Here is a 19565-nt window from a genome sequence, read left to right as displayed (position 1 = left end):
GCCGCGACCCGGAGCACTCGCTCCACGGGCCTGTGTTCGCATCCGGGCCTGATCACACGTGTCCATCAGCACGAACGCAGATGGATCTTGCGGCTCCGCTTGGCACCCTACGTCAACCTGACGAGGAAGAAGCTCCCGGAAGGGTGATAAGAATTCGGCAACCCCGCTCGGATTCGGCCACCCCGATCCGTCCACCGTGGAGATCGACGGCCCAGCGGGCGATCGCCAGGCCGAGACCGGTGCCCCCGTCACTGCCCGGACCGTGCGGCTGATTGACGCTGCCGCGGTTGAACCGCTCGAAGACACGGTGCCACTCGGTCCGCGGAATGCCGGGCCCCTCGTCCAGGATCTCCAGCCGGAGCGAGTCCGGCTGCGGGCCGGGCCGCGCCCTGACCGTCACCCGGCCGTGCGGCGGGCTGTGCTTGACCGCGTTGTCGATGAGGTTGGCGACGACCTGGTGGATGCGCTCCGGGTCGACGTACGCGGTGAGCTCCGGCGGCCTGACGTCGAGGCTCAGGTGGACGTCCGTGCGCGTGTGGCCGCCGGAGCCGGTGGTCATGCCCGCGCGCGCGGAGGCGACCATGTTGGCCTCCTTGAGCACGCCGGACAGATACGGCCACACCTCGAACCGCTGCCGCCGCAGCGGGACGACCCCGTTGTCCAGGCGGGACAGGTCGAGGAGCGTCTCCACGAGACGCCCCAGCCGCTCGGTCTGCTTCAGCGCCGTGCGCATGGTCTCGGGGTCGGCCTCGGTGACGCCGTCGACGATGTTCTCCAGCACCGCGCGCAGACCCGCGATGGGGGTGCGCAGCTCGTGCGAGACGTTGGCCACCAGCTCCTTGCGCTGATGGTCCTGGGCCTCCAGCTCGTCGGCCATGACGTTGATGGTCTGGGCCAGGTCGCCCAGCTCGTCCCGGCGGTTCTCGCGCACCCGGCGGGTGTAGTCGCCGTGCGAGATGGACCGGGCCACCGCGTTCATGTCGTCCAGCGGTGCGGTGAGGGAGTGCGCCACGAACTGCGTGATGAGCAGGGTGGCGATCGTCGAGAAGACCGTGATGAAGCGCAGCTCCGTCTTGGTGTGCACCGCGATCATCGACAACCCGGTGGTGATCAGCACCGAGATGACGACCAGCGCACCCAGCTTGGTCTTGATGGAGAACGGGCGGACGTCGCCCCAGGGACCGGGGTCCCCGGGGCCTCTCCGTGCGGCCGGCCCGTCGCTCATGGCGTCGGCGTCTCCAGGGCGTAGCCCACGCCGTGCACGGTACGGATGCGCTCGGCGCCGATCTTCCGGCGCAGCGCCTTGATGTGGCTGTCGACGGTCCGGGTGCCGGAGGCGTCCGCCCAGTCCCAGACCTCGGCCAGCAGCTGCTCCCGGGAGAGCACCGCGCGGGGCGTGTTCGCCAGGCACACCAGGAGGTCGAACTCGGTGGGCGTCAGATGGACGTCCTCGCTGCGCACCCGCACCCTGCGCTGCGCGTGGTCGATCTCCAGCTCGCCCAGGCGCAGGATGCCGCTGCGCGGGGTGGAGGCCGCCAGGGCCGCCCGCTCCATGCGGCGCAGCAGCACATGCACGCGTGCCGCGAGTTCCCGCATGGAGAACGGCTTGGTCATGTAGTCGTCGGCGCCGACGCCCAGCCCGACCAGCATGTCGGTCTCGTCGTCGCGCGCGGTCAGCATCATCACCGGCACCGGCCGCTGGGCCTGCACGCGCCGGCAGACCTCCAGGCCGTCGAAGCCCGGCAGCATGATGTCGAGGATCAGCAGGTCGGGCTGCCAGGCCTCCGCCGTGTCGACGGCGGACGGACCGTCGCCCGCCGTCTGCACCAGGAATCCCTCGGCACGAAGGCGGGTCGCGATGGCGTCCACGATCGTCGCGTCGTCCTCGACCACCAGGACCCGGCGCTGTGCGCCCGGGGTGGCCGCCGCCGTGCCGTTGTGGGAGGTGTGTGTCTGCTCCATCGCCCGCCCCTGAAGTGTGCTTTTCCGGAATCCGTGGGGTGAATCCGTCTCTGCGCATGACTGCGATTGACGCTTGAATGATCCGCGTCCGTGCAGCAGCGTACGGGGAGTCACCGCGGCTTTGCTATCCAGGGCGGACGGCGAGGTGCACGACGTCAGGAACGCCCCGGGTAACGGGGATCTCTTCGGTACGCACCTGTTGGAACCCGGCATTCCGCAAGGTTCCCTCGAAAACCGCGGACGGCTGGGCGGACCACACCGCGAGTACTCCGCCGGGGGTCAACGCCTTTGCGCAGTCCTGGAGTCCGGTGGGGGAGTAGAGCCCGTCGTTGCCCTCGGTGACGGTCCAGTCGGGCCCGTTGTCGATGTCGAGGCACAGCACGTCGAACGTGTCGGACGTCTCATGGACGTACGCCACCAGATCGGCCTCGACGATCTTCGCGCGGGGGTCGGCGAGGGCACGCGCGGAGAGTTCGGCCAGGGGACCCGCGCGGTGCCACTCGATGACGGCGGGTTCGCGCTCCACCACCGTGATGCGGCCCCAGCGGGGCGCGGCGGCGGCGTGCGCGAGGGAGAAGCCGACGCCGAGCCCGCCGATGAGGACGTGCGGGTCCTGCCGCGGACCGTGCCCCGCACGGATGTCGGCGGCGTCGAGCGCGGCCAGGGCGGCGTCGACCAGCCGGCGCTCCGAGCGGCCGTCGGAGGTGTCCATCAGGAAGCAGCCGTTCGCGATGATCTGCAGCAGGCTGCCGTGCCGGCGGAGCACCACCTCCCCGTACGGGCCCTCGCGGCGGTCCAGGACTTCGGGAATGTCGTAGGGGGTGGACATGCGTTCATCCTGGCAGCACTCCCCGTCCGGCAGGGCGTCCCCCATCGTTCCGGGGCGTCCCGGGCGGCGCCCGGCACTCCGAAGGAGCGCCCTTCACTCCCCCGGCCGCCGGATGATCGCTGAGAGCGAACGCAGCCGCACGCAACCCGGGAACAATCAAGGGCTCAGGAGCATTGAGCCGGTGTAACTCAACTTGACTGCCGAAGGGGAGATCATGGCTGCTGAGTCCACACCGCTCGCCCTGCCCGTGCTGCCGCTCGACGACGAGGTCGTGCTGCCCGGGATGGTGGTCCCGCTGGACCTGAGCGATTCCGAGGTGCGCGCCGCGGTGGAGGCCGCCCAGGCCGCCGCCACGTCGGAGCCCGGGAAGCCCAGGGTCCTGCTGGTGCCACGCATCGACGGGACCTACGCCGCCACCGGCGTCCTGGGCACGGTCGAGCAGGTCGGCAGGCTGGCCGACGGCGACCCGGGCGCCCTGATCCGGGGCCGGGACCGGGTGCGGATCGGCGCCGGGACGACCGGGCCGGGTGCCGCGCTGTGGGTGGAGGGCACCCGGATCGAGGAGACCGTGCCGGAGCGCTCCCCGGGCTCCCCGCTCCGTTCGGGCAAGGGAGACCCCTATCCCGGCCAGGTGGCCGAGCTGGTCACCGAGTACAAGGCGCTCGCCACCGCCTGGCTGCGCAAGCGCGGCGCCTGGCAGGTCGTCGACCGCGTCCAGGCCATCGACGACGTCTCCGCCCTCGCCGACAACTCCGGTTACTCACCGTTCCTGTCCATCGAACAGAAGCTGGCCCTGCTGGAGACCGCCGACCCGGTGGCCCGGCTGAAGCTCGCCACCCAGCAGCTGCGCGACCACCTCGCCGAGCAGGACGTCGCCGAGTCCATCGCCAAGGACGTCCAGGATGGCGTCGACAAACAGCAGCGCGAGTTCCTGCTGCGCCGTCAGCTGGAAGCCGTACGCAAGGAACTGCGCGAGCTGAACGGCGAGCAGGAGGGCGAGGACTCCGACGACTACCGGAGCCGCGTCGAGGCCGCGGACCTGCCGGAGAAGGTGCGTGAGGCCGCGCTCAAGGAGGTCGACAAGCTGGAGCGCTCCTCCGACCAGTCGCCCGAGGGCTCGTGGATCCGCACCTGGCTCGACACGGTGCTGGAGATGCCGTGGAACGAGCGCACCGAGGACGCGTACGACATCCAGGGCGCCCGGGCCGTGCTCGACGCCGAGCACGCGGGCCTGACGGACGTGAAGGAACGCATCACCGAGTACCTGGCGGTGCGCAAGCGGCGTGCCGAGCGCGGGCTCGGGGTCGTCGGCGGCCGCCGCGGCGGTGCCGTGCTCGCCCTCGTCGGCCCGCCCGGCGTCGGCAAGACGAGCCTCGGCGAGTCCGTCGCCCACGCGATGGGCCGCAAGTTCGTCCGGGTCGCCCTCGGCGGCGTCCGCGACGAGGCCGAGATCCGCGGCCACCGGCGTACGTACGTCGGCGCGCTGCCCGGCCGGATCGTGCGGGCCGTCAAGGAGGCCGGGTCGATGAACCCGGTGGTGCTGCTCGACGAGATCGACAAGGTGGGGTCGGACTTCCGGGGCGACCCGTCCGCCGCCCTCCTCGAAGTGCTGGACCCGGCGCAGAACCACACCTTCCGCGACCACTACCTGGAGGTCGAGCTGGACCTCTCGGACGTCGTCTTCCTCGCCACCGCCAACGTCCTGGAGGCCGTCCCGGAGGCGCTGGCGGACCGGATGGACATCGTCCGCCTGGACGGCTACACCGAGGACGAGAAGGTCGTCATCGCCCGCGACCACCTGCTCCCGCGCCAGCTGGAGCGCGCCGGGCTCGCCGCCGACGAGGTCACCCTCGACGAGGGCGCGCTGCGCAAGCTGGCCGGCGAGTACACCCGCGAGGCGGGGGTCCGCACCCTGGAGCGGGCCATCGCACGGCTGCTGCGCAAGGTCGCGGCCCAGCACGAACTGGGCGAGCGGGAGCTGCCCCTGACGGTCGGGGAGGGAGATCTGCGCGGTCTGATCGGACGGCCGCACCACGTGCCCGAGTCCGCCCAGGAACCGGCCGAGCGCCGCACCGCCGTCCCCGGTGTCGCCACCGGGCTCGCGGTGACCGGTGCCGGCGGTGACGTCCTCTATGTGGAGGCGTCCCTGGCCGACCCGGAGACGGGCGCCGCCGGACTGACCCTGACCGGTCAGCTGGGCGACGTGATGAAGGAGTCGGCGCAGATCGCGCTGAGCTTCCTGCGGTCCCACGGCGCCGAACTGGAGCTTCCGGTCGGCGACCTGAAGGAGCGGGGCGCGCACATCCACTTCCCGGCGGGCGCGGTGCCCAAGGACGGCCCGAGCGCCGGCGTCACGATGACCACCGCCCTGGCCTCCCTGCTCTCCGGGCGCCTGGTCCGTACGGACGTGGCGATGACCGGTGAGGTCTCGCTGACCGGCCGGGTGCTGCCGATCGGCGGGGTGAAGCAGAAGCTGCTCGCGGCGCACCGGGCGGGGATCACCACCGTGATCATCCCCAAGCGCAACGAGCCCGACCTGGACGACGTCCCCGCCCACGTGCTGGACGGGCTCGACGTCCACGCCGTGACCGACGTCCGTCAGGTCCTGGAGCTGGCGCTCGCGCCCGCGACGAACGGCGCGGCGCCGGAGGTTCCGGTGGCGGTGTGACGGCGTCACCGGACGGGCGGCGGCCCGGAATCCCGTGAGGGAGATCCGGGCCGCCGCCGCACGGCGCCGGGACCGGCGGCGCGGGCCGGCGACGTCAGCCGAGGGCCAGGGCCCGCACCCGGTCGACGGTGCCGTCGAAGAGGTCGTGGTCCCCGACCACCGGGCCGGTGGAGGTGTACTGCCACATCGTGTAGGACGCCCAGCCCGCGGGCAGCTCGCCCACGGTCGCGGCGTACCGGGCGACCCACAGCGGGTTGGTGGTGCCGAACCCGGCGTGGTTCCCGGTGCACTGCTGCCACCAGCTGGTCGCCGTGTAGATCACGGCGTCGCGGCCGGTGCGCGCCCGGTACCGGTCCAGGAAGTCACGGATCCAGCTCACCATCGCGCTCTGCGACTTGCCGTAGCAGGCGTCCCCGTAGGGGTTCCACTCGATGTCGAGCACGCCCGGCAGCGTCCTGCCGTCGGGCGACCAGGCGCCGCCGCGGTCGACGAAGTAGTCGGCCTGGGCGGCGCCGCTCGCGCTGTCGGGGGTCGCGAAGTGGTACGCGCCGCGGATCATGCCGGTGTCGTACGAGCCGTTGTACTGCTGCGTGTAGTAGGGGTTGCTGTAGTACGTCCCCTCCGTGGCCTTCACGTAGGCCCACTTGACCCCGCTGCTCCACAGGGCCGGCCAGGCCACGTCGCCCTGGTGGCTGGAGACGTCGACACCCTCGGTGCGGGTGGCGCGGCCGGTGGGTGTGCCGCGGCCGACGCCGTCATGGGCGGCGACGCCCATGCCCATGTGGGCGGAACCGCGCGGCGGGACACCGGGCGCGCCCCCGGCCGCCCCGGCCGGGGGAGTCGTACGGGGAAGGGAGAGGACCGCGAGCAGGACCGCCGCGACGGTCGTGAACGCGCGGAGACGGGTGGAACCGGATCTGTGCACGGGCATGACGGATCTCCGGAGGTACTCGGTGGGGAACCCACGGGAAGCAGGAACGCGACGCACACGGACCGCGATGCGGGACAGGCCACGGGCGAGATGCCGGGGCCGGAAGCCGTTGTCGGGCCATGCCTGCGAAATACTTGTGGAGCCCCAGCGGCGTCGCCACTTGGCGGAAACACGGACGACCGGTGAAACCGAGGCAGGGACTGACGTGGACGAAGGCGGAAACGGCGGCGCTGAGGACACCTCGTCCCAGGCGCCCGACAGTGGTGTGGACCAGCCCGGATTCCTCGCATTGGAAAGGGAGTTGACGGTGCTGCTGCGCCGCGCCAGGGCCAGCCAGGGCGAGATGTCCCGCGCGGTCCATCCCGACCTGGAACCGTCCGCGTACGGGCTGCTCGTCCGTCTGGATGAGTGCGGCAAGCAGCGGGCCACCGAACTCGCCGCCTTCATCGGCGTCGGCAAGGCGACCATGTCGCGCCAGCTGCACGCCCTGGAGGAACTCGGGCTCGTCACCCGCGAACCGGACCCCGCCGACGGCCGCGCCTGGCTGGTCGACCTCACCCCGGAGGGCCGGAGCCGGATGGGCAGGGTCCGCGAGGCCCGCCGCGCGCGCTACGCCGGCAGCCTCGCCGACTGGGACCCCGACGAGGTCACGGAACTCGCGCGGCTGCTGCACCAGCTGAACCGGGGGATGGAGAAGTAGCGGGAGCCCCGCGGGTGGCCGCTCGGCCACCCGCGGGGCGCTCGGCCGCCCGCGGGCCGCCCGGTCCATCCGTCCGCCGGGGCCGCCCGTCCGCCGGGGCTCAGAACTCCACGTACACGACCGTCGCGTCGTCGTGCGTCTTGCTCCGGCCGAGCAGCACCCGGTCCGTGTCCGCCCGCTCCAGGGTCCGGACGCGGTCCACCAGCGCCTGCGGTCCCTCCTTGCGGACGAGGGCGAGACAGTCCGCCCAGCCGCCCTCGCGGAACCTCTCCACCCAACGGGTGGCCCCGTCCGTCAGCGCGGCCAGGGCGCGCACCTCGGCGCGCGGCAGCGTCCCGGTGACCGCGCGCACCGCGACCGACGGATCGGCCGCCGCGGTGAAGAAGCCGCCCTCCCTGTTGCGCACGGTGGAGTCCACCAGCGCGTCCGTGGCCAGCGCCGAGCGGGGCAGCCGGGCCAGCCGGTCGTCCAGCAGCGCGGTGACCGTGCCGCCCGGGGACTCGACGAGCAGGGCCGAGTCGGAAAGGACCAGGTACTCGACCGACTCCGGTGACCAGCGCGCCAGCACCACCGTCGCCTGGGGCGTACGGGGGTGAGAAAGGTCACAGGTTTTCGCGTGCGCCCCGGCGGTACGGGAAACGGCCCGGGACAGCAGGTCCGCCAGGGGGACATCCTGGAGGGAAACGGTCAGTTCGGCCAGTGCCCCGCCGAGACGCGCGGTGAACCAGGGGACCGAATGCCGGCACCCCGTGCCGTCCCGCGGCGGCGTGACCCCGTCCAGCAGGACCAGCGAACCGCCCTGCCCGGAGGCCGGAAGCCCGATGCTCGCGAAGTCCTCGTTGGGGTGGGCCGCGTCCCCGGGCTCCGAGACAAGTTCCGTACGCATCCGGCCAGTCTGCACGACCCCTCCACAAGGGCTCCCGAAGACCCCCACCGCTCGCCGAATACCGGCAGTCGCGCAGGTCAGGCGCCGCGTTTGGGTGGGATTGCAGTGCTCCGCAAGCGCGTGGCGGCGAATCCTGCCACCGGCCGCCGCAGACGTCCAACCGGCGTGCCGCGACGGGCCGCTGCGGGAGGCCGCGCGACTTGCCCCCCAACTCACCTCCGATGTTCACTCCTTCGAGTGGCGGGTCAGGTGATGCGCGTGCGGTGCCCGTGGGCACTGGGAGGGTCGGGGAGCGACGGGGGCGTCTCGCTGCCCGAGCGCGACCGGCCGTCCGCCGGGGCGTACGCCCTCGACACGGGCAGGGCGCAGGCGCCTGCTGACGGAACGTCACCCCGACCCACGGGTACACGAGTCAGGAATGCGAGCACCGGTGCAGAAGACGCGGCCTCGTCGCACAGGCAAGCAGACGCCCTCCGCGGGGGACGCTGAGCAGAAGCCCACCGTCGGCCGGGGCCGTCCCACCCATGTGCGCAACCGGCTCATCGTGGCCGTCGCGGTCGTGGCCGCGGCGATCGCCGGCGCCGGGGCGCCCTCCCTGCTCACCGCTTCCGGGCAGCTGAGCGACTCCCAGAACCTGGTGACCCGGGCCGAGCAGACCCAGGACGCCCTCGCCCTCGCGCACTCGCTCGCCGACGAGCGGGACGACGTGACGTCCTACATCGCGGCCGGCCGCCCCAAGGCCAAGGCGCCCGCCGAGCAGCACAGCGCCCGCGTCGACCGGCAGGTCGAGGAACTGCGCGCCGACTCCGGCACCTCGGCCGAGATGCGCGACGACCTCGAGGCCATCGCGGCCCTGCGCAGGGCCGCGCTCACCGGCAAGAGCAGCGCGATCGAGGCGCACCAGGCGTACTCCACCGCCATCACCCAGCTGCACCGGCTCGCCGAGCAGCTCGCGGAGGAGACCCCGCCCCGGGCCGGCTCCGGCTCCTACGCGCTCGCCGAGCTGGACACCGCCGTCCAGCAGGCCGCCGCCACCCGCGGGCTGCTGCTCGCCGCGCTCAGCGTGCCGAGCACCACCCAGACCGTGATCGACCCCATCACCGGTCTGCCCACCACGTCCACCTCCACGTCGGACGCCGACGCCGGGCGGCGCGACGCGCTGACCGCGGCCGCCCTCCAGGCCCGCGTGCGCTCCGACGCCGCGCTCGCCGACTTCCGCGAGACGGCGCCCAAGACCGCCCGCGCCTCGTACGACTCCACGGTCACCGGCCCCGAGGTCGACGCCGCCGAGAAGTACCTCGAGAACCTCACCGACGAGCCGACCCTCTCCGACGAGGAACTCGCCACCGGCTCCAAGAAGCTGGCGGCCGCGCTCACCGCCCGCGTCGAGGCGATGCGCGGAGTCGAGTCCGCCCTCTTCGACCAGCGCACCAAGGACCTCGCCCAGCTGCGCGACGACGACGTCACCGCGCTCGAGATCCGCGTCGCCCTCCTGGGCGCCCTCATGCTGCTCACGGTCGGCGTCGCCACCGCCATGGCCCGCACCCTCACCCGTCCGCTGTCCGTGCTGCGCCGCGGTTCCGCCCGGCTCGCCGGCGCGGAGAACCCCGCCGGGGAGGAACCGGTCGCGTTCACCGGGCGCAACGACGAGTTCGCCCAGGTCGTCCGCTCCGTCAACGCCCTGCACGCGCACGCCGCACAGCTCACCGGGCGGATCACCACGCTGGAGGCCGACCGCAAGCACCTCGTCGCGCAGCGGCAGCGGATGGCCGACGCCCGCGAGGAACTGCGCACCCAGGTCACCGAGTCCGCCGCCCACCTGGAGCAGCTGCGCAGCAGCATCGGCGGCACCTTCGTCAGCCTGGCGCTGCGCACCCTCGGCCTGGTCGAACGGCAACTCGGCGTCATCGAGGGCCTGGAGGAGCGCGAGGACGACCCGGACCGCCTGGCCACCCTGTTCAAGCTCGACCACTTCGCCACGGTGATGCGCCGGCACAGCGAGAACCTCCTCGTCCTCGCCGGTACCGAACACGTCCAGCACTCGGCCGGCCCGGTGCCGCTCGTCGACGTCGTACGGGCCGCGGTCAGCGAGATCGAGCGCTACGAGCGGGTCCGCATCGCGGCGCTGCCGCCGCACGCGCACATCGCCGGGTTCGCCGCCGACGACGTCAGCCACCTGCTCGCCGAACTCCTGGAGAACGCGACCTCGTTCTGCCCGCCCGACCTGCCCGTCGAGATCTCCGGCTGGCTCCTGGAGAGCGGCGAGGTCATGCTCTCCGTGCAGGACGAGGGCATCGGCATGACCGGGGAGCGGCTGGAGCGGCTCAACGCCCGCCTGTCCGACTTCGACCCGGAGGCACCCTACGAGCAGGAGGGCGAGGACGGCCTCGGGCTCGGCCTGTACGTCGTCGCCCGGCTCGCCAGGCGGCACGGAGTACGGGTACAGCTGCGGAAGCAGAAGCAGGGCGGTGTCGCCGCGGTCGTGGTCCTGCCCATGCCCCTGCTGGCCGCCGCCACCCCGGGCGCCGTACCCGCCTCCGGTCCCGTCGCCGGCGGTTCACCCCGTGTCTCCCTGCCCGGCGCGGACGCCGAGGCCAATTCCAACGTGCTGCACGGCCGCACGGAGGGCGACGACCCGCTGGTCGCCCTGGCGGAGCAGACGGTACGGCGGCAGGAGGAGTCCGCGGCGGAGGAACCCGCCGCGGAGGAGCGGCCCGACTCACGGGAACCCGAGGCGAAGGAATCCGACGCGAAGGAAACCGCCGCGGACGAGCACGTGGACGAGCCCGCTGGGGAGCGGTCCGCGGAGCCCGCGACGGACGACACCACGGAACCGACGCCCTCCCGGGCCACCTCCGGGACCACCCCTGGGACCACCTCCGGGACGGCCGACGAGGCCGAAGCGACCGGCGCCGTCGACGGTGCGGCCGAGGGTCTGGACACGACGCACGAGCGGCCCGCCGAGACCACCATGGAGCTGCTGATCCCGGCGCCCGCGCAGGCGGCCGACGAGCAGCCCGCACGGCCGGCCTCCGCCGGGACCTCCAGGCCTGCCGGGGCTCCCGGCGCCGACACCCCGGCCGCCCACCCCGGCCACCCGGTCGACGACGCCCCGGCGGCCGTCGACCTCACGGCCGACCCACAGGCCGCGGCCGTCCCCGCTCCCGCCGCCCGGCCGGAGGCCACGCCGGAACCCGGGTCCCGGCCCGCGCCCGTGCCGCCGGCCAGGCCCGCACCGGCACCGGTACCCGTGCAGGACTCCGCCCCCGCCCCCGCCCCCGCCCCGGCCCCCGCCGCCGAGCACGCGCGCGTGCCCGACGGCCCGGAGCCGGGGCGAGCGGCACAGCCGGAACCGGAGCCGGAGGCCCCGGAGCCGGTCACCGCCAAGGGGCTGCCCAAGCGCACACCGAAGATCACCACACCCGTCGAGACACCCCGGCAGCGCAGCGGCTCGGTGGACGCCGAAACCCTGCGCCGCCGCCTCGGCGGCTTCCGTCGGGGGGCGGAAGCCGGACGCCGGGACGTCGAGGTGGAGATCGCCGAGGAGACGGGACCGCACCGACCGCCGTCCGCCACGGCCACCGCCACATCCGAAGAAGCCACGGGGGGCACCGTCGAGGAGGCAACCAGTTGACCGCGCCGAGTACCTTCGGACTGAGCAGTGAAGCCCGCAATCTGCACTGGTTGCTGACCAATCTCGTCGAGGAGGTGCCCGGCATCCTCTCGGTCGCGGTGGTCTCCTCCGACGGACTGCTCCTGCTGTCCTCGGACCCCGATCTCGCGAAGGCCCGGACGGACTCGGGCGGGGGCGCCCGCACCGCCGGGGCGCCGGGGGTGCGGGCCGGGAAGCGCGCCGGTCCGCGCGGCTCCGCCGCCGATCTGGCCACCGTCGTCTCGGGCATCGGCAGCCTCACCGCCGGCGCCGCCAAGCTGATGGAGTACGGCCAGGTCCGGCACACCATGGTGGCGATGGACGAGGGCAGTCTGTTCGTGATGTCGATCAGTGACGGCTCGCTGCTCGGTGTGCACGGCTCCGCGGACGTCGACATGAGCGTGGTGGCGTACCACATGGCGCTGTTCGTGGGCAGGGCCGGCCACGTCCTGACCCCCGAACTCCGCAGCGAGCTGCGCATGTCCGTGGAGAACACAGCCCTGGAGAACGAGTCCACCGGGAGTCCCCGTTGAGCGGTAAGACCAGGAAGGACCTCCCGGTCCGTGGCGGCGACCGCAAACCCGCCAGGGTCCGCCCCTACTCGCTCACCGGCGGCCGTACCCGCTTCGGGCATGTGCTCCTCGTCGAGACGTTCGTGGCGAGCACCGCCGAGCTGGAGGCCGCCGAGGAGCGCAAGGAGCTGCCGAAGGGCTCGCTGAAGTCGACGTTGATGCCGGAGCTGCGGGCCATCGTCGAACTGTGCCGCCGCATGCGAACGGTGGCCGAGATCGCCGCGCTGCTGAAGATGCCGCTCGGCGTGGTCCGCGTTCTCCTGAGCGACCTCGCGGACCAGGGAAAGATCCGTGTCTACGGAACGGGAACCGGCCACGGCACGGGCCGCCCGGACCGCGTGCTGCTGGAAAGGGTGCTGAGTGGACTCCGCCGTCTCTGAGGCCGTTCAAGGCGTCACCCCGCTCGACGAGGACGACGAGCCGTTGCTGCCCTGGCAGACGGACCGTACCCGCGCCCCGATCGCCACGAAGATAGTGGTGGCCGGCGGTTTCGGCGTCGGCAAGACCACGCTGGTCAGCACCGTCTCCGAGATCAGGCCGCTGGAGACCGAGGCGCTGATGACCGAGGCGAGCGCCGGGACCGACGACCTCACGGCCACGCCGGACAAGCTCACCACCACCGTGGCGATGGACTTCGGCCGCATCACGCTCGACGACGACCTGGTGCTCTACGTCTTCGGCACCCCCGGTCAGCAGCGGTTCTGGTTCATGTGGGACGACCTGGTGCGCGGTGCGATCGGCGCGGTCGTCATGGCCGACACCCGCCGGCTCAAGGACTGCTTCCCGGCGCTCGACTACTTCGAGAGCTGCGGACTGCCGTACGTCGTCGCGGTCAACCACTTCGACGACACCGAGCTGTTCGAGCCGGACGACGTGCGGGAGGCGCTCACCATCCCCTCCCGCATACCTGTCATGATCATGGACGCGCGACACCGGATCTCGGTCGTCGAGACCCTCCTGTCCCTGGTGGGTCACGCGCTCGAGGAAACCCCGGAGTAACCCGGAAGCGCTTGTTCAGCCGCCGGAAGCCCTCGTCCACCCAGGAGAACCCCGCATGCGGAAGATACTCGTCGTCGGAGCCGGCCAGTCCGGCCTCCAGCTCGCCCTCGGCCTTCAGTCGCACGGGTACGAGGTCACCCTGATGTCCAACCGGACCGCGGACGAGATCCGCACCGGACGGGTGATGTCGACGCAGTGCATGTTCCACACGGCCCTGCAGCACGAGCGCGATCTCCAGCTGAACTTCTGGGAGTCCCAGGCCCCGAAGATCCAGGGGCTCGGCGTCTCGGTCGCGGCTCCCGGCTCGCACGACCCGGGCCCGACACAGCGCGCGATCGACTGGCTGGGCAGGCTCGACGGGTTCGCGCAGTCGGTCGACCAGCGGGTGAAGATGGCGGGCTGGATGGAGACGTTCGCCCAGCGCGGCGGCCAGCTGGTCATCCACGGCGCGGCCGTCGGCGACCTCGACTACTTCTCCCGTACGTACGACCTCGTGCTCGTCTCCGCCGGCAAGGGCGAGCTCGTGCAGATGTTCGGCCGCGACGCGTCGCGCTCCCCGTACGCCGAGCCGCAGCGCGCCCTCGCGGTGGCCTACGTCCACGGGCTCGCCCCGCGTCCGGAGCACCCGGACACGGAAGCGGTCCGCTGCAACATCGTCCCCGGGGTCGGCGAGATGTTCATCATGCCGACGCTGACCACCTCGGGCCGCGCCGACATCCTGTTCTGGGAGGGCATACCCGGCGGCCCGCTGGACGTCTTCAAGGACGTCAAGGACCCGGCGGAGCACCTCTCCCTGACCCTGGAACTCATGGAGAAGTTCCTCCCCTGGGAGTACGCGCGGGCCACCAAGGTCGAACTGACCGACGCCGGCGGCACCCTCGCCGGCCGCTACGCCCCGACCGTCCGCAACCCCGTCGGCACACTGCCCGGCGGCGGCCTGGTCCTCGGCGTCGCCGACGTGGTCGTGGCCAACGACCCGATCACCGGCCAGGGCTCCAACTCCGCGTCCAAGTGCGCCGCCTCCTACCTGGCCTCCATCCTCGAGCACGGCGAGGCGCCGTTCGACGAGGCGTGGATGCGGCAGACCTTCGACCGCTACTGGGCCACCGCCCAGCACGTCACCAAGTGGACCAACGCCATGCTGGCCCCGCCGCCCCCGCACGTCCTCGACGTCCTCGGTGCCGCCGGTGGCCTCCAGCCCGTCGCCGACCGGTTCGTCAACTGCTTCGACGACCCGGCGGACCTCGAGAACTTCTTCTACGACCCGGAGAAGGCCGGCGCCTACCTGGCGGAGGCCTCGGGGGCCGCAGGGGCGTAGCCGGGCGCGTACCCCTGGTCGGGCCCCTCCGTCGCCCCCTCGGGGAGCCCGGGCGGCACATAGTGCCGCAAGGGCTCCCGGTCCGGGTCGGGGCGTACGGCGCCCAGAACCGGGTTGGCCGCGATCGGGGAGACCTTCACCCGCGCGCCGGGCCGCGGCGCCTGCACCACCATGCCGTCGCCGAGGTAGACGGCGACATGCGTGGCGTCGGGGAAGTACACGACGAGGTCGCCCGGCCGCAGTTCGTCCAGCGGTACCCGGTCCAGCCGCGCCCACTGCTCCTGACTGGTCCGGGGCACCGGCGTCCCGGCCGCCCTCCACGCCTCGGAGGTCAGCCCCGAGCAGTCGTACGCCTCGGGGCCCTCGGCGCCCCACTCGTACGGCTTCCCGATCTGCTCCACCGCGTACCGCAGGGCCCGGTCGCCCGCCGCGGAGGGCGTGCGCCCGGCACCGGGAACACCCGGGGCACCGAGAGCGCCCGGGGCGTCCGGAGCACTCGACGCGCCCGGAGCACCCGGAGCGCCCGGAGCGCCCGGCGTGCCCGGCGTGCCGAGGGATCCGGAAGCCAGGAACTCCGCCTGCTTCTCGGCCTCTTCGGTCCGCTCCAGCTCGGCGAGCGCCGCCAGTCGGTCCGGGGTGAGCGAGGCGAGCAGCTCCTCGACCTCGTCGAGCCGCTCGCGCACCGCGTCACGCTGCTTCCCGCGCTGCTCGGCGAGGGCGAGCTGGTCGTCGAGCGCCTTGCGGGCCCGCCGGGCGAGCACCTCGGCCCGCTGCTCGCTGCCGGTCAGCCGCCCCACCGTGTCCGCGCGGTTGCGTGCCAGCCGCCCGATCACATGCCCCTGGTCGAGCGCGCGCTGCGGATCGCGGGCCAGCAGCAGCCGTACGTACGGGGAGATCCCGGTGCTGCTCTGGTACTGCTGCCGGACCAGCCGCCCGGCCGCGCCCCGGCTGTCGTGCAGGGAGAGCCGGGCGACGGCGAGGGCACGGTCCAGCCGCCGTGTCTCGGCGCGCTGCTTCGCCAGCCGCTCCTCGGCGGCGTTGTAGGCCTCGGTGGCCTTCCCGGCCTCGCGGTACAGCCGCTGAAGATCCGTCAGCAGCTCGGCGACGGACCGGTCGTCGGGCAGTGCCGTCCCCGTGGCGGCCGCACTGTCCCCGGAAAGGTCCGTCGCGGTGCTCCCCGGCGGTTCCGGAAGGGCCGTCGCGGGCCCCGGTACGAGAACGGTGCCGACCGCGACCGCCGCCGTACACGCCAGACGCAGAAGCATTCCTGACATGTCATCACCTCCGACGCGGGCGGCTCCTCCGCTCCGCATCGCGAGCATCCGGCGGTCCGGCCGGGTCCGCTCGCCGGGTGTGCGCGGTTCGGCGCAACGGTGTCACCCGTCGGCGTCGTCCGGCTTGCCGCGCGGCGTGGCGTCTGGCTCGGCGGCCGGATCGCGGGTGCGCCCGGACCACGGCCACCTCGGGCGGTCGGCCGTAGCCGGCCCGTCCGGGTCGTACCGGTACGTCCACCCCTGGGTCAGCCCGATCCGGCCGCTCTGCCCCCGGGGCACGCGCCGGTAGACCAGCACCGTGGGCGGGCCGCCGTCCGGGGCCGGGACGGGGATGCGGTACGTCTTGGGCGGGTGCCCGGTGATGCCCAGCAGCACGGGCAGGACGCGCCCGTCCATGGGTCCGCCCTCGAAGGGGGTGTCCTGACTTTTCACGGCACCAGTGTCGGCCATGCTCCTACGCCGGGTGTCCACCGGCCGGCCGTCCGACGGGTCAGCCGTCCCCCGACAGTGCCCGGACGACGACCCCGGTCTCCGCGTCGCGCCGCGCGGTCACCTCCAGGGCGGCCAGGAACTGCTCCACGAGCCAGTCCCGCAGCTCGCCGACGGGCAGCTGCCTGTCCTCGTCGAGCCAGATCAGCGAGGCCGCCTCCACGGCGGTGATCCACATCCGGATGGTCATCCGCAGCCGGGGCCCCGGCTCGGCGGCCCCGAGGTGGCTGAGGATGTGCTCGGCGGCAGCCCGGCGCACCCCGTCGACGATGGCGGTCGTGCGGGAGGTCTCCACCACGCTCCCGCCCTGCAGCAGCGCGCTGAACCCGGTGCCGTGCCCCTCGACGAAGGCGAGGTACCGGTCGAGCGCCCTGGCCAGCCGGGGCAGCATCGGACCTTCGCGGGGCTCGTCGAAGCAGTCCCGCAGCTCGTCGGCGGCGGACCGGAGCGCCGCCTCGTACAGCTGCTGCTTGCCACCCGGGAAGTACCGGTAGACCAGCGGCCGCGACACCCCGGCGGCCTCCGCCACGTCGTCCAGCGACACCTCGTCGGGCGCGCGGTGGGCGAAGAGGGACAGCGCGGCGTCGAGCAGCTGTCTGCGCCGCTCCTCGACGCCGAGGCGCCGGTAGGCGGGGGTGGGAGCCGACGGGGTCATGCCCCGCAGCGTAACTGCCCGCCCCCGACGGCTGCTCTCCGGCGCCCGCCCGGTGCCTGCGCCGGCAGTCCGGACGGCTTCCACAGCCGCCGCCCGGCCCCGCGCAGCACCCCGATGTCGTCCGGGCCGTGTCGATGTGCGGCTCCGCCGCGTGGCCGTGAGCCGCTTGGCGGGTGCCGGGGCGGCAGTGCTCAGGCCGGCAGTCCGGACGGCTTCCACAGCCGCCGCCCGGCCCCGCGCAGCACCCCGATGTCGTCCAGGCTGTGTCGATGTGCGGCTCCGCCGCGTGGCCGTGAGCCGCTTGGCGGGTGCCGGGGCGGCAGTGCTCAGGCCAGCAGTCCGGACGACTTCCACAGCCGCCGCCCGGCCCCGCGCAGCACCCCGATGTCGTCCAGGAAGTCCGTGAGCCGCTTCGAGCCCTGCTGCATCACGTCCCGCCGGTGCGCGCTGGCCCTGACCTGGGCGGCGGCCTCACGCTTGTCCAGCCCGACGTTCGTGTAGACGTCCGGGTTGATGAACGCCACCGAGAAGACGCGGGCGAACTCGCCGGAGGTGACCCGGGTGAACTCCTGCGACCACTTCGGCGCGGTCACCATCTGGCGCCGCAGCTCCTCACGGGCGTAGCGCACATGCCGGGCCTCCTCGACGACATGGATGCGCGTGACGCCCCGGATCAGCGGCTGGACGCGCTCGTCCGGGAAGGTCAGCCGCTGCATCCAGTCCAGGACCTCCTCGCCGAGCAGGGTCGCCGTGAAGGAGCCGGGCGTGGTGGAGATGGTCTTGAACAGCCGTCCGAGGTGCTGGTGCACCGGGCTCACCGGGTACCAAGGGGTGCCGCCGCGAGTGATCAGCCGGGCGAACATCTTGGAGTGCCGGCACTCGTCCTCGATCTCGGTGAGCGCGTACCGCACGTGCGCGCTCGTGGCCGCCTTGTCGTAGATGTGCCGCACCAGCAGCTGCATCAGGATCAGCTCGAACCAGATGCCGAGCGAGGCGAGCGCCGCCGCCTCGTGCTGCGACAGCAGGAGGCGCTGCTCCTCGCTCATCCGCTTCCACAGCGGGGTGCCGTACAGCGAGACCAGCTCCGGCGGCCAGAACCACAGGCCCTCCTCGAAGGGCGCGTCCCAGTCCAGCTCCTTGTCCGGGTCGAAGGAGTGCTTGGCGGAGGCGTCGAGCAGCCGCTCGGCCACCTGCTCCCGGCCCTTGAGCAGGCCGAGCGCGTCGCGCAGCCCGTCGAGGGCGTCGGCATCCGTCAGCGGCTGGGTCGTCATGGCGGTTCCACCTCGTGGGCGTCGCGGGTCACCGGTGGGTCACCTCACTTATGAGACTGCCTGTCAGCAAGCTCGTCAATCCCCTGCGCGCGACTTGTCGGCGGACGGTCGACCTGGCGCGGGCGTCAACGGCGCGCTCTCCGGATCACCTCATGGAGCGGCGAATCGGCGTTCGCCCTGGGTAGGCTGACGGTGCCGGTCAGACTCCAGCGCATGGGGGCAATCATGAGCGCCGCACGTGACTCCGAACTGGACGACGACTACGAGTGGCCCCGTCCGCCGCAGGACGGCTGGACGGCGGACGACCTCGACACGCTTCCCAACCTGCCTCCGCACACGGAGCTGATCGACGGGAGCCTTGTCTTCGTGAGTCCGCAGACCAATTTCCACTCACGTGTCATCCGCCTGCTGGACAACGCCCTGCTGGCTCAGGTGCCGGACGAGCTTGACGTCATCCGGGAGATGACCATCAAGCTCAACCAGCGCAATCGGCCGGAGCCCGATGTTCTGGTGTTCCGGGCAGACGCCGACACCGGCCCGAGTCAGACTTGGTACCGGCCGGAGGACGTCGTGATCGCCATCGAGGTCGTCTCCAAGGACTCGGTGGAGCGGGACCGTGAGGCCAAGCCCCGTAAATACGCGGCCGCGGGTATCGCGCACTTCTGGCGCGTCGAGGAAAACGGGGGACTCCCCGTGGTCTACGTCTACGAACTGGACGACGCGACCAAGTCGTACGTGCCCATGGGCATCTTCCACAACCGCCTCAAGCTGGCCGTGCCCTTCCCCATCGACATCGACCTCACCGCCGTCGACCGCCGTCGCTAGGCCGAGCAGCCCAGCCCGTTCGGCACCTCGCCCGGGACGGGCTCCGCGCTCCCCTGCGGGAACGACGTCCGGAGCGTGAACGCGTAGGGCGTCGGGCCGTGGGCGCGCAGGTGCAGCAGCCGCGCCTCGGCCTCCGCGACCGTGGGGCAGTGGCCCTTCGGGACCCACCACAGGGTCACCATTGCCTCCCGCACCTGCTCGAACCACTCCCTGCGCCGGGCCAGCATCTCCCGGTGCCGCCCCTGGTACATGTACGCGGTCAGGGCGTCGGTGTCCCGCCACACTGACATGTTCACGATTAACCACGGGTCGCCGAAGACGGACACGTCGGTGGCGTTCCCGTTCTCGCTGAGCAGTCGCCAGACGAAGCCGTCGGCGGCTTCGGCGTCCGCGTTCACCGGGTCGAGGCTGTCGACGAAGTCCTTCAACTGCGGGGAATCCAGAGGGGCCTTGAGGCGGGCGATGTTGACCTGGGCGAGTTCGTGCGCGGGGGCGGCTTCCGTCATGGGCCGAACCGTAGGTCCGGAGGGCGGG

At 72.6% G+C, this 19565-nt stretch carries 18 protein-coding genes; 8 read left to right on the top strand and 10 right to left on the bottom strand.

Annotation, left to right across the window (positions count from 1 at the left end; genetic code table 11):
- Window positions 1–112 precede the first annotated feature (112 nt).
- The 3 genes from ACIF80_RS00870 to ACIF80_RS00860 all read right to left on the bottom strand — a co-directional run bounded on the left by ACIF80_RS00870 (window position 113) and on the right by ACIF80_RS00860 (window position 2791).
- Window positions 113–1225: an ATP-binding protein gene (locus ACIF80_RS00870; RefSeq protein ID WP_399797682.1), complete on the bottom strand. Its 1113-nt coding sequence runs from the start codon at window positions 1223–1225 to the stop codon at window positions 113–115.
- Window positions 1222–1962: a response regulator transcription factor gene (locus ACIF80_RS00865; protein ID WP_055574061.1), complete on the bottom strand. Its 741-nt coding sequence runs from the start codon at window positions 1960–1962 to the stop codon at window positions 1222–1224. The genes ACIF80_RS00870 and ACIF80_RS00865 overlap by 4 nt, the downstream gene beginning before the upstream one ends.
- 124 nt (window positions 1963–2086) lie before the next feature.
- A complete protein-coding gene (locus tag ACIF80_RS00860) occupies window positions 2087–2791 on the bottom strand; it encodes a spermidine synthase (RefSeq protein ID WP_399797679.1) in 705 nt (234 codons plus the stop codon).
- A 214-nt stretch (window positions 2792–3005) separates the two neighbouring features.
- Here ACIF80_RS00860 and lon point away from each other — a divergent pair, with 214 nt between their 5' ends.
- Window positions 3006–5459 carry an endopeptidase La gene (lon, locus tag ACIF80_RS00855; RefSeq protein ID WP_399797677.1) on the top strand — a complete coding sequence of 818 codons (2454 nt, stop codon included), beginning with the start codon at window positions 3006–3008 and terminating at the stop codon, window positions 5457–5459.
- A gap of 94 nt (window positions 5460–5553) precedes the next feature.
- On the opposite strand, the gene ACIF80_RS00850 is transcribed toward lon, so the two are convergent.
- A complete protein-coding gene (locus tag ACIF80_RS00850; protein ID WP_399797675.1) occupies window positions 5554–6390 on the bottom strand; it encodes a lysozyme in 837 nt (278 codons plus the stop codon).
- A 205-nt stretch (window positions 6391–6595) separates the two neighbouring features.
- Here ACIF80_RS00850 and ACIF80_RS00845 point away from each other — a divergent pair, with 205 nt between their 5' ends.
- Complete coding sequence (locus ACIF80_RS00845; RefSeq protein ID WP_399797673.1) at window positions 6596–7090, top strand: MarR family winged helix-turn-helix transcriptional regulator; 495 nt, start codon at window positions 6596–6598, stop codon at window positions 7088–7090.
- A gap of 100 nt (window positions 7091–7190) precedes the next feature.
- On the opposite strand, the gene ACIF80_RS00840 is transcribed toward ACIF80_RS00845, so the two are convergent.
- Window positions 7191–7976 carry a protein phosphatase 2C domain-containing protein gene (locus tag ACIF80_RS00840; RefSeq protein ID WP_399797670.1) on the bottom strand — a complete coding sequence of 262 codons (786 nt, stop codon included), beginning with the start codon at window positions 7974–7976 and terminating at the stop codon, window positions 7191–7193.
- A gap of 430 nt (window positions 7977–8406) precedes the next feature.
- Between ACIF80_RS00840 and ACIF80_RS00835 the strand changes: the two genes are divergently transcribed.
- Genes ACIF80_RS00835 through ACIF80_RS00815 form a run of 5 tightly spaced genes read left to right on the top strand, consistent with a single transcriptional unit; the run spans window position 8407 to window position 14517 of the window.
- Window positions 8407–11610, top strand: coding sequence for a nitrate- and nitrite sensing domain-containing protein (locus ACIF80_RS00835; RefSeq protein ID WP_399797668.1), 3204 nt, complete (start codon window positions 8407–8409; stop codon window positions 11608–11610).
- A complete protein-coding gene (locus ACIF80_RS00830) occupies window positions 11607–12161 on the top strand; it encodes a roadblock/LC7 domain-containing protein (protein ID WP_399797665.1) in 555 nt (184 codons plus the stop codon). Before ACIF80_RS00835 ends, ACIF80_RS00830 begins: the two co-directional genes overlap by 4 nt.
- Entirely contained in the window at window positions 12158–12580 is a 423-nt protein-coding gene (locus ACIF80_RS00825) for a DUF742 domain-containing protein (protein WP_399797662.1), read from the top strand. The genes ACIF80_RS00830 and ACIF80_RS00825 overlap by 4 nt, the downstream gene beginning before the upstream one ends.
- Entirely contained in the window at window positions 12561–13199 is a 639-nt protein-coding gene (locus tag ACIF80_RS00820; protein WP_399797659.1) for a GTP-binding protein, read from the top strand. Before ACIF80_RS00825 ends, ACIF80_RS00820 begins: the two co-directional genes overlap by 20 nt.
- A gap of 55 nt (window positions 13200–13254) precedes the next feature.
- A complete protein-coding gene (locus ACIF80_RS00815; RefSeq protein WP_399797658.1) occupies window positions 13255–14517 on the top strand; it encodes a styrene monooxygenase/indole monooxygenase family protein in 1263 nt (420 codons plus the stop codon).
- Here the strand turns inward: ACIF80_RS00815 and ACIF80_RS00810 are convergent.
- The 4 genes from ACIF80_RS00810 to ACIF80_RS00795 all read right to left on the bottom strand — a co-directional run bounded on the left by ACIF80_RS00810 (window position 14481) and on the right by ACIF80_RS00795 (window position 18206).
- Window positions 14481–15791: an NlpC/P60 family protein gene (locus tag ACIF80_RS00810; protein ID WP_399797655.1), complete on the bottom strand. Its 1311-nt coding sequence runs from the start codon at window positions 15789–15791 to the stop codon at window positions 14481–14483. The two genes, ACIF80_RS00815 and ACIF80_RS00810, sit on opposite strands and share 37 nt — an antisense overlap.
- A 102-nt stretch (window positions 15792–15893) precedes the next feature.
- On the bottom strand, window positions 15894–16223 hold the full coding sequence (locus ACIF80_RS00805; RefSeq protein WP_399797652.1) for a hypothetical protein: 330 nt from the start codon (window positions 16221–16223) through the stop codon (window positions 15894–15896).
- 58 nt (window positions 16224–16281) lie between these two features.
- On the bottom strand, window positions 16282–16935 hold the full coding sequence (locus ACIF80_RS00800) for a TetR/AcrR family transcriptional regulator (RefSeq protein ID WP_399797650.1): 654 nt from the start codon (window positions 16933–16935) through the stop codon (window positions 16282–16284).
- 326 nt (window positions 16936–17261) lie between these two features.
- The gene (locus ACIF80_RS00795; protein WP_399797648.1) at window positions 17262–18206 is read right to left on the bottom strand and encodes a diiron oxygenase; all 945 of its coding nucleotides are present in this window, start codon (window positions 18204–18206) and stop codon (window positions 17262–17264) included.
- 225 nt (window positions 18207–18431) lie between these two features.
- Here ACIF80_RS00795 and ACIF80_RS00790 point away from each other — a divergent pair, with 225 nt between their 5' ends.
- Entirely contained in the window at window positions 18432–19031 is a 600-nt protein-coding gene (locus tag ACIF80_RS00790; protein ID WP_399797646.1) for a Uma2 family endonuclease, read from the top strand.
- Here the strand turns inward: ACIF80_RS00790 and ACIF80_RS00785 are convergent.
- Complete coding sequence (locus tag ACIF80_RS00785; RefSeq protein WP_399797643.1) at window positions 19028–19537, bottom strand: DUF3291 domain-containing protein; 510 nt, start codon at window positions 19535–19537, stop codon at window positions 19028–19030. The two genes, ACIF80_RS00790 and ACIF80_RS00785, sit on opposite strands and share 4 nt — an antisense overlap.
- Window positions 19538–19565 lie beyond the last annotated feature (28 nt).

The organism is Streptomyces sp. NPDC085927 (assembly GCF_044540975.1).
GTDB classification, from domain to species: Bacteria; Actinomycetota; Actinomycetes; order Streptomycetales; family Streptomycetaceae; genus Streptomyces; species Streptomyces hirsutus.
The sequence above is the reverse complement of the archived record's forward strand: the minus strand, read 5'-3'. Positions and strand labels throughout refer to the sequence as shown.

What these genes read in the sequence shown, in the direction of transcription:
- ACIF80_RS00870 (WP_399797682.1), bottom strand. Translation starts at nt 1,225, where the DNA reads ATGAGCGACGGGCCGGCCGCACGGAGAGGCCCCGGGGACCCCGGTCCC.
- ACIF80_RS00865 (WP_055574061.1), bottom strand. Translation starts at nt 1,962, where the DNA reads ATGGAGCAGACACACACCTCCCACAACGGCACGGCGGCGGCCACCCCG.
- ACIF80_RS00860 (WP_399797679.1), bottom strand. Translation starts at nt 2,791, where the DNA reads ATGTCCACCCCCTACGACATTCCCGAAGTCCTGGACCGCCGCGAGGGC.
- lon (WP_399797677.1), top strand. Translation starts at nt 3,006, where the DNA reads ATGGCTGCTGAGTCCACACCGCTCGCCCTGCCCGTGCTGCCGCTCGAC.
- ACIF80_RS00850 (WP_399797675.1), bottom strand. Translation starts at nt 6,390, where the DNA reads ATGCCCGTGCACAGATCCGGTTCCACCCGTCTCCGCGCGTTCACGACC.
- ACIF80_RS00840 (WP_399797670.1), bottom strand. Translation starts at nt 7,976, where the DNA reads ATGCGTACGGAACTTGTCTCGGAGCCCGGGGACGCGGCCCACCCCAAC.
- ACIF80_RS00815 (WP_399797658.1), top strand. Translation starts at nt 13,255, where the DNA reads ATGCGGAAGATACTCGTCGTCGGAGCCGGCCAGTCCGGCCTCCAGCTC.
- ACIF80_RS00810 (WP_399797655.1), bottom strand. Translation starts at nt 15,791, where the DNA reads ATGTCAGGAATGCTTCTGCGTCTGGCGTGTACGGCGGCGGTCGCGGTC.
- ACIF80_RS00800 (WP_399797650.1), bottom strand. Translation starts at nt 16,935, where the DNA reads ATGACCCCGTCGGCTCCCACCCCCGCCTACCGGCGCCTCGGCGTCGAG.
- ACIF80_RS00795 (WP_399797648.1), bottom strand. Translation starts at nt 18,206, where the DNA reads ATGACGACCCAGCCGCTGACGGATGCCGACGCCCTCGACGGGCTGCGC.
- ACIF80_RS00790 (WP_399797646.1), top strand. Translation starts at nt 18,432, where the DNA reads ATGAGCGCCGCACGTGACTCCGAACTGGACGACGACTACGAGTGGCCC.
- ACIF80_RS00785 (WP_399797643.1), bottom strand. Translation starts at nt 19,537, where the DNA reads ATGACGGAAGCCGCCCCCGCGCACGAACTCGCCCAGGTCAACATCGCC.